Annotated in this window: 14 protein-coding genes and 1 tRNA gene; 10 read left to right on the top strand and 5 right to left on the bottom strand. The window is 64.4% G+C overall.

Annotated features, from left to right (window positions below; translation table 11 throughout):
• Window positions 1-447: 447 nt before the first annotated feature.
• Window positions 448-523 (bottom strand) — tRNA-Glu (locus SPR01S_RS19770).
• 242 nt (window positions 524-765) lie between these two features.
• Between SPR01S_RS19770 and SPR01S_RS21760 the strand changes: the two genes are divergently transcribed.
• The 4 genes from SPR01S_RS21760 (at window position 766) to SPR01S_RS19755 (ending at window position 3,446) form a co-directional block, all read left to right on the top strand.
• A complete protein-coding gene (locus tag SPR01S_RS21760; protein WP_157082372.1) occupies window positions 766-912 on the top strand; it encodes a lmo0937 family membrane protein in 147 nt (48 codons plus the stop codon).
• A gap of 547 nt (window positions 913-1,459) precedes the next feature.
• Complete coding sequence (locus SPR01S_RS19765) at window positions 1,460-1,741, top strand: hypothetical protein (RefSeq protein ID WP_066593128.1); 282 nt, start codon at window positions 1,460-1,462, stop codon at window positions 1,739-1,741.
• 236 nt (window positions 1,742-1,977) lie between these two features.
• Window positions 1,978-2,232 carry a hypothetical protein gene (locus tag SPR01S_RS19760; RefSeq protein ID WP_169803474.1) on the top strand — a complete coding sequence of 85 codons (255 nt, stop codon included), beginning with the start codon at window positions 1,978-1,980 and terminating at the stop codon, window positions 2,230-2,232.
• Between the two features lie 59 nt (window positions 2,233-2,291).
• A complete protein-coding gene (locus SPR01S_RS19755; protein WP_066593111.1) occupies window positions 2,292-3,446 on the top strand; it encodes a winged helix-turn-helix domain-containing protein in 1,155 nt (384 codons plus the stop codon).
• 76 nt (window positions 3,447-3,522) lie between these two features.
• On the opposite strand, the gene SPR01S_RS19750 is transcribed toward SPR01S_RS19755, so the two are convergent.
• Window positions 3,523-4,110, bottom strand: coding sequence for a hypothetical protein (locus SPR01S_RS19750; protein WP_066593108.1), 588 nt, complete (start codon window positions 4,108-4,110; stop codon window positions 3,523-3,525).
• A 115-nt stretch (window positions 4,111-4,225) separates the two neighbouring features.
• On the opposite strand from SPR01S_RS19750, the gene SPR01S_RS19745 reads away from it, so the two are divergent.
• The 3 genes from SPR01S_RS19745 (at window position 4,226) to SPR01S_RS19735 (ending at window position 6,509) form a co-directional block, all read left to right on the top strand.
• Window positions 4,226-5,260, top strand: coding sequence for a hemerythrin domain-containing protein (locus tag SPR01S_RS19745; protein ID WP_218016784.1), 1,035 nt, complete (start codon window positions 4,226-4,228; stop codon window positions 5,258-5,260).
• Between the two features lie 124 nt (window positions 5,261-5,384).
• Window positions 5,385-5,687, top strand: coding sequence for a hypothetical protein (locus tag SPR01S_RS19740; RefSeq protein ID WP_066593103.1), 303 nt, complete (start codon window positions 5,385-5,387; stop codon window positions 5,685-5,687).
• Between the two features lie 123 nt (window positions 5,688-5,810).
• The gene (locus SPR01S_RS19735; RefSeq protein ID WP_066593094.1) at window positions 5,811-6,509 is read left to right on the top strand and encodes a hypothetical protein; all 699 of its coding nucleotides are present in this window, start codon (window positions 5,811-5,813) and stop codon (window positions 6,507-6,509) included.
• Window positions 6,510-6,560: 51 nt separating this feature from the next.
• Here the strand turns inward: SPR01S_RS19735 and SPR01S_RS19730 are convergent, their stop codons facing one another.
• Window positions 6,561-7,352 carry a TetR/AcrR family transcriptional regulator gene (locus tag SPR01S_RS19730; RefSeq protein WP_245662132.1) on the bottom strand — a complete coding sequence of 264 codons (792 nt, stop codon included), beginning with the start codon at window positions 7,350-7,352 and terminating at the stop codon, window positions 6,561-6,563.
• Here SPR01S_RS19730 and SPR01S_RS19725 point away from each other — a divergent pair.
• Window positions 7,345-8,010 carry an O-methyltransferase gene (locus SPR01S_RS19725; protein ID WP_066593082.1) on the top strand — a complete coding sequence of 222 codons (666 nt, stop codon included), beginning with the start codon at window positions 7,345-7,347 and terminating at the stop codon, window positions 8,008-8,010. The genes SPR01S_RS19730 and SPR01S_RS19725 overlap by 8 nt on opposite strands.
• 75 nt (window positions 8,011-8,085) lie before the next feature.
• On the opposite strand, the gene SPR01S_RS19720 is transcribed toward SPR01S_RS19725, so the two are convergent.
• Window positions 8,086-8,928 (bottom strand): DUF485 domain-containing protein, encoded by an 843-nt coding sequence (locus tag SPR01S_RS19720; protein ID WP_066593080.1) that lies wholly within the window; start codon window positions 8,926-8,928, stop codon window positions 8,086-8,088.
• A 598-nt stretch (window positions 8,929-9,526) separates the two neighbouring features.
• Between SPR01S_RS19720 and SPR01S_RS19715 the strand changes: the two genes are divergently transcribed.
• Entirely contained in the window at window positions 9,527-9,817 is a 291-nt protein-coding gene (locus SPR01S_RS19715; protein ID WP_066593076.1) for a hypothetical protein, read from the top strand.
• Between the two features lie 479 nt (window positions 9,818-10,296).
• Here the strand turns inward: SPR01S_RS19715 and SPR01S_RS19710 are convergent, their stop codons facing one another.
• Window positions 10,297-11,610 carry a tyrosine-type recombinase/integrase gene (locus SPR01S_RS19710; RefSeq protein WP_066593155.1) on the bottom strand — a complete coding sequence of 438 codons (1,314 nt, stop codon included), beginning with the start codon at window positions 11,608-11,610 and terminating at the stop codon, window positions 10,297-10,299.
• 286 nt (window positions 11,611-11,896) lie between these two features.
• Here SPR01S_RS19710 and SPR01S_RS19705 point away from each other — a divergent pair, with 286 nt between their 5' ends.
• On the top strand, window positions 11,897-12,406 hold the full coding sequence (locus SPR01S_RS19705) for a GNAT family N-acetyltransferase (protein ID WP_066593146.1): 510 nt from the start codon (window positions 11,897-11,899) through the stop codon (window positions 12,404-12,406).
• Window positions 12,407-12,540 lie beyond the last annotated feature (134 nt).

Genomic DNA, 12,540 nt, shown 5'->3' with positions numbered 1-12,540 from the left:
CCCCCCCCCCCCCCCCCGCTCCCGCCTCGCTGCGTTTCGGGTCCTTGCGCTGCCTGGCCGTTCAGTGCTGGCTATCAGCTGATCCGGAACGCTTCGCCGGTGCCGGGCTAGGGGTTGGCGCCGGGCACAATCCAGTTCAGGCCGCTTGACTCTCACAGATGTGTCGGACGTGCGCCATCGAGAACGGCGCAGAGCGTTCCGGCTCGGCCGGCGACGCCGTGAGCCTGTCACTCCACGTTCCAACTACTGGGAAGATGCACCAGCCGAAGCGACGCCATCCGCCCCTTGCGCGCGCGCCAGCAAAGCGAGCCGCCTGACGGCTCCCCGGCCATTGATCGACAAATTCGTTCAGCGGCATCCAGGCACTACCCGGCGCATCCATGGACAATGCGTTGACGATGTTCTTGTTTTGATCCGCCCGCAATCCAGCTAAGCCATTGAAATCGCTGGTGACCCCTACGGGACTCGAACCCGTGTTTTCGCCGTGAGAGGGCGACGTCCTAGACCGCTAGACGAAGGGGCCGGCGGTGACGCGAAGCGGCGCCTCTAGGGGTGTTGCCGAGTGGCGTCAAGGTGATTGAGCCGGGCGAGCCCGGGCAGGCGCAGGGCTCTGCCGGAAGATGCGCCATTTGGACGGGCTCATGCCCGTGTTCGCCCGTTCGGCCGCCTAAATGGAACCGCAAGCCGTAACGAACGTCTTTCACCTGCGGGGCAGGACGGTCGGGTACGAGCCTTTCCGCCCGGTTGAAACAGGAAGGATAAGAAATGCTCTGGACAATCGTCGTCATCCTGCTGGTGCTCTGGCTGCTCGGCTTCACCGTGCTCCACGTCGGCAGTCTCATCCACCTGCTGCTGGTAATCGCGCTGGTGGTGGTGGTGGTCCGCCTGATCCAGGGCCGCCGCGCGATATAGGCTGAGGAAGGTCCGGATCGCCGCGATACCGACGCGGTGCGCCGGGTTCATCGACGTGAGAGCGCCCGCGCTGGCGCGCCCGAACGCTGCCAGCGGCGGATCATAAACGCCAGCCTTCGGGAATGCCCGGCGGGACGCTTCCGCCGGGCATTACATTTTTCCTTGGCTGGTGGCGCAGGTTGCCCAGGAGAAAAACGGCAGAAGCGGCTTTTACTCGTGCTGTGGCGCCGTACATTTGCTCAATTTGACGGCTTCCGAACCGCCTCCGCCGAAATCTTCGGGCGGACTATGTCGTTGCGTGCGCAAATTTTCCGAATGACTGCGCGGCTCGATCGAATCGCAGAACTAGAAACGGATGGAAATGGGTGGAAGGGCCACGATATGCCGCCGGATCAGGCCAAATAGCGGCGATCGCGGCCGAAAAAATCGACGGATGATGCAACTTGCTGACGCCCTGTGTGTTTGGACCCCGATCGGCTGCTGATCGTTGTTCCAACGGAACGTCGGCGTGCGGTCGGTTCAGAAACTATTCCGATAGGGGATGTGCATGACCAAGAAGTTCCTCGTTGCCGCCGCAGCCGTGGCGCTGCTGCCGCTCGGCGCCTGTGGCCACAAGACCGACGCTGCCGACAACGTCCAGGCCGCCGCCGACAACACCGCGGACGCGATCGACGCCAACGCCGATGCCATGCGCGACGAAGGCGGCAACATTGCCGACAACGTTCAGGCGACGATGGACAACAAGGCGGACGCGATGAACAACAAGGCGGATGCGATCCGCGCCGCCGGCGAGAACAAGGCCGACGCCATGGACGACGCCAAGAAATAAACTCGGTTCGGGCGGCGGAGGGCGCTCCCTCCTTCGCCGCCCATCCTGACGTAAGGCGCTCGCGCATCCCGGTTCGAGAAAGCGCGGCCATGCTGGCAAAGCGTCCGTGCCAAGACCGCGAAACGGCTCTCCTGGGGCAACGGTAGCGCCGTGCCGCAACGCGCATGGCTGCGGGTGCGAGCGCCCTGCCCTCTCGACGATCACTGCCTCGTGAACAGGACCAAGCGATCAAGTGATTGATCATCGGGCCGGTTGTCGCGATGAAGATGTCCGGCACGACATCGATCGTCAGGGGAGAGCACAATCCGATGGGAGGCAGAACACGGGGGCGGCGTCGATCGCATTCGGCAAGGATCAGGCGGCGCAAGATCGTCATCGCGTCGGTCGCGCTGGTCGCAGTCATCGCCCTGGCCATTTTCGCCGCGAACGGCGGGGTGACGGGACTGTTCGACGTCCAGGGATCGGACATCCCACCGGTCGACGAGCATTGACGCGAATGCCGGTACGGTCGATCGCGCGCGGCATTGCGGCGGTCGGGCATTAATATCTCATGCCCGACATTTCCCTCGCACAGGCCCGCCGCATCGTACTGGCTGCTCAAGGCTTTGGCGCGCGGGGCGGTGCGCCGGTCGGCCGCGTGCAACTCGGGCGCCTGATCGACCGGCTGAGCCTTCACCAGATCGACAGCGTCAATGTGGTCGCCCGGGCGCATTATCTGCCGGCCTTCTCGCGCCTGGGCCGCTATGATCGCGACCTGCTCGACACGGCGGCGTGGGGCGGCAAGCGCGACCGCCGATTGTTCGAATATTGGGCGCACGAAGCGTCGCTACTTCCGCTCGACCTGTTTCCGTTGATGCGCTGGCGCATGGCGCGCGCGGATCGCGGCGAGGCGGGCTATGTCGCGCTACGCCGCTTCGCGACCGAGCAGCGTCCGCAGGCCGAGGCCATCCTCGCCAGGATCGCGGCGGAGGGACCGCTCGCCGCGTCCGACTTTCCGCACGGCAAAAGCCGGTCGGGATGGTGGGAATGGGGCGACACCAAACGCGCACTCGAATGGCTATTCTATGCCGGCCATGTCACCACCGCGACCCGCCGGCGGAGCTTCGAGCGCGTCTATGACCTGACCGAACGCGTCATTCCCGCGAAAATCCTCGCGCGGCCGGCGCCCGACGAGCGCGATGCCCGGCGCCAACTCATCGAACGCGCGGCGCGCGCGCTGGGTGTCGCGACCGCAGCCGAACTGCGCGATTACTTTCGGCTCAAGCCGGTAGAGAAGGACAATGCGATCGGCGACCTGGTCGACGCGGGCGCCCTGCGCCCAGTCCGCGTCGAAGGGTGGAGCCAGCCCGCTTTCCTGTATCGCGACGCGCGCATCCCGCGGCGCATTGCAGCCAGCGCGCTGCTCGCGCCGTTCGACCCTCTGATCTGGCATCGCGACCGTACCGAGCGACTATTCGGCCTGCGCTATCGTATCGAGATCTACACACCGGCGGTGAGCCGGGTTCATGGCTATTACGTACTGCCGTTCCTGATGGACGAGCGACTGGTCGCGCGGGTCGATCTAAAGGCGGATCGGCAGCACGGGACGTTGCTGGCGAAAGCGCATTTCGAACCCGACGTGCCGCGGGATAGCGAGGAAAGATTGCGCGCGGCGCTCGGCGAAATGGCGTCGTGGCTGCGACTCGATCGAGTCACGATGCGCTGACGAGTCTCAGCTGCGCGCAGCAAAAAGGGGATGGCCGTCACGAGCCATCCCCCGGTAGTTTCAGCGTGCGAAGGGATCAGGGATGCATGTCGCGCAGCCTGCCGCCGATCGCACCGGCGACCGCGCCGATAAATGCCCCGACCAGCAGCGACAGCCCGGTAAACCCGGCGACCGACATCGCTGCCTTGCGCGCGGCGTCGATCGCGTCCTTGCTCATGTCGACGTCGACCGGTGCCGCCGCGATATTGGACAAGGCCGAAGCGGCCACCGCGACCATTGCTATCAGCACCGTTGCCGTGGCCCAGGTCAGCAGACCGTGGGCGGTGTCGCGAAAGAACACCTCGTCTGTGTGCAGCCCGTGCCACCGTACGCGCAGCCGCCCGGCGAGATAGCCGCCGACCGCGGATGACAGCCATTGCGTGACGATCAGCCACACGCCGGCGGCGATCGTGAAGGTTGTGGGGGCGGCGCCGACGCCTGGCCATGGCGATACCGACGCGAAGCCTAACGCCGAGCCGATGGCCACCAGGATCAGCGTCAACGCCACCGCGGCAATGGTGCCCGCGAAAATCGCCGACCATGACACGGCCGAAGCGCTCGATCCGCCGGCGATCCCCGACGGATAAAGGTCTGGATCGACCGATGGGGGAATATTCGTCGCCATGATCAATGCCAGAGCAAGAGGAGCAGGATGATGATGGGCAGAGGAATGCCCAACAGCCACAGCAGAATACCTTTACCCATGTTAATCCACTCCCGTTGTTATGGTGACAATACGGGTGCGCAACGTTTCTGTTGTGGCGGCGGTTCCGCTTTTCCTGGCGATACATGACCCGATCGAATGGTTTGGAGCGGTGGGCGCAGATCGCCTTCAAATCGGCAACGAAAGTGGTGGGCGTCGGCGGGAAGCGCTCTACCGGCGCCTCGAAGGACCGCACGCAATCGTCGGCCGGACCGAGATGACGCCTCGGTGCAGCCGGGCTATGAAACCATTGCCAGGCTGGTCAGCCGGATCGACCTATTACTTTGTTTTCTGTGCCGGCATCGGAAAGTTCGCTCCCGCGTTCCTGGCTCGACGGCGATTCAGGCGAAGGATGACGGCAATGATGGAGAAGGATCGGCGCACGGCACTGGCCTCGCTCGCGGGCATAGGATTGCTTGTAGCCGGGTGCGCGAAGAACGACGCCGATGGTGCGAAAAAGAGCGAGGGCGACGAGGACGCGGTTACCGCGAATGAGGATCTCATGCGCGAACACGGCGTGCTCCGCCGGATCCTGGTCATCTATCGGGAGGTTGCGCCGAAGCTCGTGGCGAATCCCGGTGCCGTCGACGCCGCGGCTCTCGCAGCCGCCACGACATTGTTCCAAACGTTCGGCGAACGCTATCATGAGCAGATGCTCGAGGAGCAGCATATCTTCCCGATCGTGCGCAAGGCCGGCGGCGAGGCGGCCGGGCTGGTCGACGCCTTGCTCGCACAGCATGCGCGCGGGCGCGAAATCACTGCCTATATCCTCGACCGGACGAAATCGGGCCGCATCGGCACCGGGGACGCGCGGGCGCTGGCGCAAACGCTGACCGCCTTCGCGCGTATGTACGAACCGCACGCGGCGCGCGAGGATACGATCGTGTTTCCCGCGTTCAAAAAAGCGGTCGGTGCCAAAGGCTATGACGACCTCGGGGACCAATTCGAAGATATCGAACGGCGCACCTTCGGCGGCGACGGCTTCGACATCGCCATCGACAAAGTCGCCGATATCGAACGCCGCCTCGGACTTGCGGACTTGAACGCGTTCACTGCACCTGCCGTCACCTGACGCGTCGCAATCGGTGCGCATCCGCTCGTCTCGCCAGACGCACAGCCGGGCAGAATCTGGATTGTTGGAGCAACCATGCTCGGCTTGGGTCGTTACGCTCGTCAACCATTGGGAAGAGTGTGTTATGTCGGCGTCTGTAACGAAAATGATCCCCGCGGCCGTGATTTTGCTAGGGGCGATGGGGTTGGGCGGCTGTGCCACCAAGAGTTATGTGCGGGAGCAGATCGCTCCGGTCAGCCAGCGCGTAGACGCGCTCGAGGCGAAATTGAACGAAACCGACGGCACGGCGAAGTCGGCATTGTCGCAGGCGCAGGCCGCGTCCGGCCAGGCGCAGAACAATGGTCAGCGTATCGACCAGCTCAACGCCCGGGTCGATGGCATCGAACAACGGATGGCGCAGAGCCAGAAGAAGCGGCCGCGCAATTGACGCCATACCGTCGCTTGCACCGATCGGCCCCGTGCTGATCGGTCGGGTTCCGATCGGGTCGCAATATCGAGCGTCGCCCCATTCTTTGGGGCGGCGCCCGTTTCGTGTCGAGTGCCTGCAACAATGATCGATATCGCGCTGGCGCTCGCCGGTCTTGCGCTCACCGTCCCTGCCTCCGCGCCGTTAGCAAAGCACGCTCGGCCGTCGGCAACCAAGCCGGCGCCGCGAGCCAATAAGGCGGCGAAAGTCGAACTGCCCCAATCGGCAGCAGTGACGCGGGTCGTCGACTGGGTCGCTGCGTCGGACGACCATGGTTCGCTGCCTTTTATCGTCATCGACAAGAACAATGCCGCGGCGTTCCTGTTCGACGCCAACGGCAAGCCCATCGGCAATGCGCCCGTGCTGATCGGAGTCGCCGTCGGCGACGAGGCGACGCCGGGCATCGGCAGCAAGAACCTCGCCGAGATCGGCCCGGCGGAAAAGACGACCCCGGCGGGGCGTTTCCTGGCCAGATACGGACTGGCCGCCGGCCGGCAGAAGGTATTGTGGGTCGACTACGCCACGTCGGTCGCGCTCCACCCGATCCCTACGGGGTACAATCCGAAGGAACGCCGCCGCCAGCGGATGCTGTCGCCGACGTCGGACGACAACCGCATCACGTTCGGGTGTATCAACGTGCCCTCGGCCTTTTACAGCAAGAGCGTGCAGCCCCTGTTCCGGAAGAAGGGCGGCTATGTCTATATCCTGCCCGACACCAAGCCGCTGGAGGCGGTCTTTCCGCTCCTGCTGGGCCAGACGGTGGCGAGCAGCAGCTCACACTGAGACCGGGCGGGAGCGTCGCAACCCGGTCGATCATGACATCAGGTGCTGGCGCTATGCGGCGGGACCGGCACTGATATGCTGGGAATCCGGCACCGACGCCTGCGTCAGTCGGTCGAGATAGGCGCATAGCATGTCGGCCAGCGCTTCCGACCAGAGGACGATCTCCGCCTCCGTCCGCGGCGTTTCGGAAAAGCTGCTGCCCACGCCGCTCAACGTCATCTTGATCAGATCCCCGGCAAGCATCCTCTTGTCATCGGGCACGTCGGGCAGCGCCTCCCGCAGGAACGTCCGAAAGATATGGGCGTTTTCCTTCTTCGCTTCGATCGCTTCCGGCGCATCGCGGTACAGCGGTGCCGCGTCGCTTAAGGCGGTGCGGATCGCTGCTTCCTCGCATTCCGACTGGATGAAGGCATGGACCAGCCGACGTAGTCGCGCGTGCGGCAGGGTAGCCTTATCCTCGAGGATGTCGCGCAGCAGCGCCGAGGTTCGCTGCCACTCGTCGCTCTGCAGACGGAACAATATCGAGGCCTTGTTGGGGAAGTATTGGTAGAGCGAGCCGACGCTCACGCCCGCGCGCTCCGCGACTCGGGCGGTGGTGAAACGCTGCGCACCTTCCTTCATCAAAACCTGAACAGCCGCGTCGAGCACGGCCCCGACCAACTGGTTCGAGCGTGCCTGCTGAGGCTGTTTGCGCGAGGAGACAGCGGTGCCGCGGTCGGTCGTCATGCGTGCTTCCTGCCAATGCGAATAGTCAAAGCTGACGAACTCGTCGTATTTTCCGGCTCGGCAGGCAAGCCCTGCTCGGACAGCTTCGTTCGCACCAGGAGAAACCCAAATGACCACGCTTTCGAGCGCCCCAGTGGCGTCCCTTCTCGCGCGCCTGTTCGCGGCCGCTGACGCCAACCCGCCGGCCCAAAGCCCGGCCTTTGCCGGTGTGACCAGTGAAGATCGTGGTCGAATGATGCGCAGCAAGACCGATTATCGCGATTTCTATGCCAAGCTCAGCGACTTCGCATTGCCGGTGTCGCGCGAGGTCGGCGGGCTGCTCTACATGCTGGCACGCGCGACCAATGCCCGTTCGATCGTCGAGTTCGGCACGTCGTTCGGTCTGTCGACGATCCACCTGGCGTCGGCGCTGCGCGACAACGGTGGCGGACGGCTGATCACGAGCGAGTTCGAGCCCGGCAAGCTGGCGACGGCAAAGGCCAATCTTGTCGAGGCGGGGCTCGCCGACCTGGTCGAGTTCCGCGAAGGCGATGCGCTGGAAACGCTGGCCGTCGACCTGCCCGAGACGATCGACCTCGTGCTGCTGGACGGGGCCAAGGCGCTCTATCCGGATATCCTCGATCGGGTGGAGAGCCGGTTGCGGCCCGGTGCGATCCTGATCGCCGACAATGCGGACTATTGCCCTGAATATCTCGACAGGGTCGGCACGATCGCCAACGGCTATATGTCGATGCCGTTCAGCGACGAGGTCGAGTTCACGATCAGGCTCGTCTAATCCGCGGCAAATCTCTCGATACGAAGGGTGGCCCGGTTATCGTATGGAAACCGGGCTGCCCTCGACGCCGGTCCGCTATTTCGCGGCAGCGATCCCGCATTGTTTCTGTTCCATCGGGATCTGCTTGGTGATGCGGGTGGCGTTCTCGGCATAGGCTTCGGTCACCGAGCCGCTCTTCACCGTCTTGCCGCGCAGCGGACTCACGCCCTGACACAAGTGGAAGACGTGCGGCGTCGCCGACTTCTTGGCGCCGTTCTCCGGCGCGATCCAATAGACCATGTCCTGGCCTGCCGGGTGGGCGGCGTCCTTCGTCGCCTCGGCCACCGTGCTCGAGTCCCTGGCGATATCCTTCGCCTGATCGGCGACCTCGGGCGAACAGGCCGTGGTGGGCTCACCGGCTTTGATCTGGGCCGCGCACTTGTTCATGTCCTGGGTATATTGCTCGGTCGACGGCGGCTTGAAATCCACGCCGATCACGGTGGCGAGCAGCGCCAGAACGACCCCGATACCGCCGGCGATCTTCTTGTTCTTAGGATCCATGTCCTTGTCCAGGAAGATCAGGGCAATCAGCGGGAGAAAGGCGATCACCGTAATGATCGCGCCGAGCTGGTTCTGGACGAAGAACCGGAATGCGTCCGCTCTAGTGGCCGGATCCTGCTTGTTGGCCGCTTTCCACATCAGGCTGCCGGCAATCGCGAACACTGCGATCACCACCAGAAGGCCGATCAGCAGTGCAAGGTTGCCATGGTCAAACCTGTGCTGCTTGAGCATGACGATGCCGGCGATCTCCGTGCCGATGGCAACGACCCAGGCGAGCGCGGCGAACAGGCGAAGGCGTATGGCGGCGGATTGCTGGCCCTGCGACGCGCGCCAGGCCTTGGTGACATCGACATCGGCGCCCGGATTGTTGTCTGGCATGTTCAAACCCCCTTATCGACCTTCGACACGGCGGGCAGCGGTCGGGAATCTGGGCCACCTCGCGCAGCGTCTTCGCAAGACCTTGTTCCAGCAACGTAACCGACGTGGCTGGTCGCGACCAGCGATAATCGCCAGCAGCAGCCCGGTGTATCGTCATGCCTTTAGCGCGTTCAGGTCGGAAAAAAGAGCGGCGGCAGCTGGCCGCCAGCAAACGCCCGAGGCCGCCTCCGCCCGCCGCCATCTGAGCTCTTCATTCAGCATCTCACCGCATATCGGCACGCAGATCCTTCGACACTTTTCCGGCGTCGCGAAACAGGTCTGGGCGAAGGCCGATCCGGGCCGAACGCGGGTTGCCCCGCTGCCAACGCTCTTGGTTTGGCGAAAGCTTGCCGCGCAGAGACAACACGATCCGGCTACCACAATGTGCTCATAAAATATGCTTCGTTTTGCCCAAAGCCACGCCTGAACAGCCCATCCGGATGAATCGCGGCAGCCGACAATAGCGCACCGCGAGCGACTTCCTCATGCCGGGCGGTGCGTTGTGGACTTTTCTGCCCCGCGCTCGCCACAACGCGCCATCATCACACGAGGAGTCGAAATGGCGAACACCAGTGACCAGAAAATACCGTTGCTGCCCAACCCACTCGCCCCGGAAGTCTTTGCTGCCAAGGCGGCGGGGTTCTTTCTATTGAACGGGAACATAGTCATCACGCTCGAATCCGCGCGGCCTGAATATTCGGAGGGCCCAACCTTGAACCGCGTTGTTGTGGGGCGCGTGTTAATGCCGGTGCAGGGCGCCCAAAACCTTGTGGTTGCGCTCAATGACTTCCTTGCCAAGCATAGCCTCGACCCTTCATCCGCGATCAAGTCCGGCGCGACCTCGAACTGACAGCCAAGGGTTCGCCTGTCCGTTCGCGCCGCTCGTGTTAGCGCGTTGACCGCCGATCGCTGACAATGCTCGGGGAGCGGGAGGCGCGTCCGCCGGGCCGACGATAGTTGCTTCGCCTCCTGCCCCCTCGCCTTGGCCTGGTGCGGACGTGTAGCCACGGGCAGCTGGTGTCCCGCGCCGGCGTGGCATCAGCGCGCTTCCGAGCCACTGATTCCGCCCATTCGGCAAGCTTTGTGCGTGGCATTGCCGACCGCGCGACAGTGTCGGTCGGGCTCGGCTCGGTCGCGTCGAAGGCCCGGTGCGTTCGGAGGCACGTTTGCCACTCACCTCGGCACCGATTCCGGCGAAGCGGCCTCAGGCATGGTGCGCGGCGGGAGCCCCCCCTCCCCGGGTCCGCACAAATGGTGGAGTCCTATCGCCGTTGGCGGCCTTAGCGGTCAGCCATGGCGGCTAACCTGGACTTCTCAAATCCTCCGCCGTCACGCGCCTTTGGCTACTAACGGCACGACAGCGCGCGCCGCGAGTTCGTCGAGACCCTCGGTTATCCAGCGTGAATAGTGCCGCTCGATCATCGCGACCGATGTGTCGTGAAGCGCGGCGACGAGGCGGATCGGGAGCCCCACGCGCAAACCTCGCACGATCGAGGAATGCCGGAGCGCATAAGGTATCGTGGTCGGCGGCAGTCCCGCGTCCCGGCAGGCTTGCGACCATGATCGCGCCATCTCGGACGCCGTTGCCCAGGGGCCGCGCTCGCCGCGCTCCCAGACCTGGGTGGCATTTCGGCGCTCGGACGTTTTTACCTGGACGTGGCGCCAACGCTCGAGCAGCGGCGCCGTCGCGGGCCGCCCCTCGATCGCCGGTGCCAGGATCGCAAGTGTGTCATTGCCGACCTGCACCCGGACATAGCCAGCAGCGTCCCTTCTCCCTTTATACGACTCCGGTACCATCACCCGGTGCTGTTCCGGTTGCACGTCGGCCACCCGCATGCGTCGCACTTGCGCGAACCGTGCGCCGGTTGCGGCAAGCATCACCACCATGCGCCCGAAATCGTCATCGAGCTTGAGCGCCGCTGCAACGACGCGCCGGATCTGGTCGTCGGTCAGGACCTGGTTCTCGCGCGCTTGGGCGCGGCGTGTGCCCGGAGCCTCGATCGTGAGGCCCTGCCGGATGACTATCGGGAGATCGCCAGGCAAAGCGCGGCGATGCTCCGCCCAAGCACGATTGAGTGCGGCCTTGAGGTCGTTGACGACGCGCTGGATGGTCGCACGCCTGCGCAGCGTGCGTTCCTGCCAGGCCTTGAGGTCGGCTTCGGCAAGCCTGGCCAGCGGCAGGCGCGCCAGGCGGCTGTCGGCGAGAACGTTGCGCTTGAGATTGCTCACGGCATCGGAGAGCACCTCGCGCCCCGCCTGGCCGACACGCCTGGCGTTGCGCATAGCGATGTAGTTTTCGATCGCCTCGCCGACGGTGATATCGGGATTGAGGGCGCTCTCGGTGCTGCCTTTGTCCTTCAGTTCGAACCAGCGGGTCGCCTTGTCGAGCGCCTGGCGCCAGCTGAGGATGGTGTCGCCATTGGCATCGCCGACATCGTCGGCGGCACCGAGCGAGACTTTGGAGCCGTTGCCGCTGGTACCGGGCGGACGATAGCGCGCCACCCAGGTGCCGCCTCTCGCGCCCTTGTAATAGCCCAAATGCTGGCCTTCGCAGACCATGCGCCAATAGGGGTTCTGGCGCCGCGCAAGCCGCGCGCGCGCGCTTCTGTCCTGTAATCGTAGATCGGCGGAAACGCGGGCCATGACCTGTCCATCGTCAAAACATGGTCCATAGAAATAGCCGGACATGCGCGGACGAGGAAGCGCAATATAGGTTTAACTTATTGATTTTATTTATGTCCACCCACGTCCACTATCATCCGAAAACGATTCTCTCACGGCGAAAACACGGGTTCGAGTCCCGTAGGGGTCACCAGGTTCAATGTTGCTGTGCCGCATCGCGCACGGCGTGATGCTGACGCCCGAACCGGCCGCGACCAAGACGATATCGGCGGTTGCGTCCCAGGCGACGGCTTGCGAATTTACGGTCATGACCGATCCATCCATCCGCCCCGTCAAGCCTGACGACGCCACGGCGATCGCGACAATCTACGCGCATCATGTGTTGAACGGGACCGCGACGTTCGACATCGATCCGCCCGATGCCGCGGCCTGGCGGGAGAAGATCGCCGCGATCACCGCGCGCGGATGGCCGTTCCTGGTCGCCGAGCGCGACGGCGCCGTGACGGGCTATGCCTATGCTACTCAGTTCCGCGACCGCCCAGCCTATGCCGAGACGTGCGAGAATAGCATCTATCTCGCGCCCGACCAGCTCGGCCGGGGGATAGGTTCGCACTTGCTGCCGGCGCTTGTCGAGGCGGCACACCAGGCCGGATTTCGCCAGATGATCGCGGTTATCGGCGGCAGCGAGCCCGCCTCCGTCGCGCTTCACGCAAAATGCGGCTTCGTCCATGCCGGCAGGATGGTCGGCGTCGGCCGCAAATTCGGTCGGATATTGGATACGATATATATGCAGCGCGCGCTGGAGGGTGAGGGCTAGAGCGCGATAACGTGGGTTTGACCCGCCGTGATTGCGCGGGCGTGTTCGCTGGCAAGGAGCGGTGTGCAGCGCGTAGCGGCGCTACGCGCAAGGGCCGCGACGCAGACCAGCGGACGCGCCCGGGCAACCGCAAA

This window comes from Sphingomonas pruni NBRC 15498, assembly GCF_001598455.1.
Taxonomy (GTDB): Bacteria; Pseudomonadota; Alphaproteobacteria; order Sphingomonadales; family Sphingomonadaceae; genus Sphingomonas; species Sphingomonas pruni.
The sequence above is the reverse complement of the archived record's forward strand: the minus strand, read 5'-3'. Positions and strand labels throughout refer to the sequence as shown.

What these genes read in the sequence shown, in the direction of transcription:
- SPR01S_RS21760 (WP_157082372.1), top strand. Translation starts at nt 766, where the DNA reads ATGCTCTGGACAATCGTCGTCATCCTGCTGGTGCTCTGGCTGCTCGGC.
- SPR01S_RS19765 (WP_066593128.1), top strand. Translation starts at nt 1,460, where the DNA reads ATGACCAAGAAGTTCCTCGTTGCCGCCGCAGCCGTGGCGCTGCTGCCG.
- SPR01S_RS19755 (WP_066593111.1), top strand. Translation starts at nt 2,292, where the DNA reads ATGCCCGACATTTCCCTCGCACAGGCCCGCCGCATCGTACTGGCTGCT.
- SPR01S_RS19750 (WP_066593108.1), bottom strand. Translation starts at nt 4,110, where the DNA reads ATGGCGACGAATATTCCCCCATCGGTCGATCCAGACCTTTATCCGTCG.
- SPR01S_RS19740 (WP_066593103.1), top strand. Translation starts at nt 5,385, where the DNA reads ATGTCGGCGTCTGTAACGAAAATGATCCCCGCGGCCGTGATTTTGCTA.
- SPR01S_RS19735 (WP_066593094.1), top strand. Translation starts at nt 5,811, where the DNA reads ATGATCGATATCGCGCTGGCGCTCGCCGGTCTTGCGCTCACCGTCCCT.
- SPR01S_RS19725 (WP_066593082.1), top strand. Translation starts at nt 7,345, where the DNA reads ATGACCACGCTTTCGAGCGCCCCAGTGGCGTCCCTTCTCGCGCGCCTG.
- SPR01S_RS19720 (WP_066593080.1), bottom strand. Translation starts at nt 8,928, where the DNA reads ATGCCAGACAACAATCCGGGCGCCGATGTCGATGTCACCAAGGCCTGG.
- SPR01S_RS19715 (WP_066593076.1), top strand. Translation starts at nt 9,527, where the DNA reads ATGGCGAACACCAGTGACCAGAAAATACCGTTGCTGCCCAACCCACTC.
- SPR01S_RS19710 (WP_066593155.1), bottom strand. Translation starts at nt 11,610, where the DNA reads ATGGCCCGCGTTTCCGCCGATCTACGATTACAGGACAGAAGCGCGCGC.
- SPR01S_RS19705 (WP_066593146.1), top strand. Translation starts at nt 11,897, where the DNA reads ATGACCGATCCATCCATCCGCCCCGTCAAGCCTGACGACGCCACGGCG.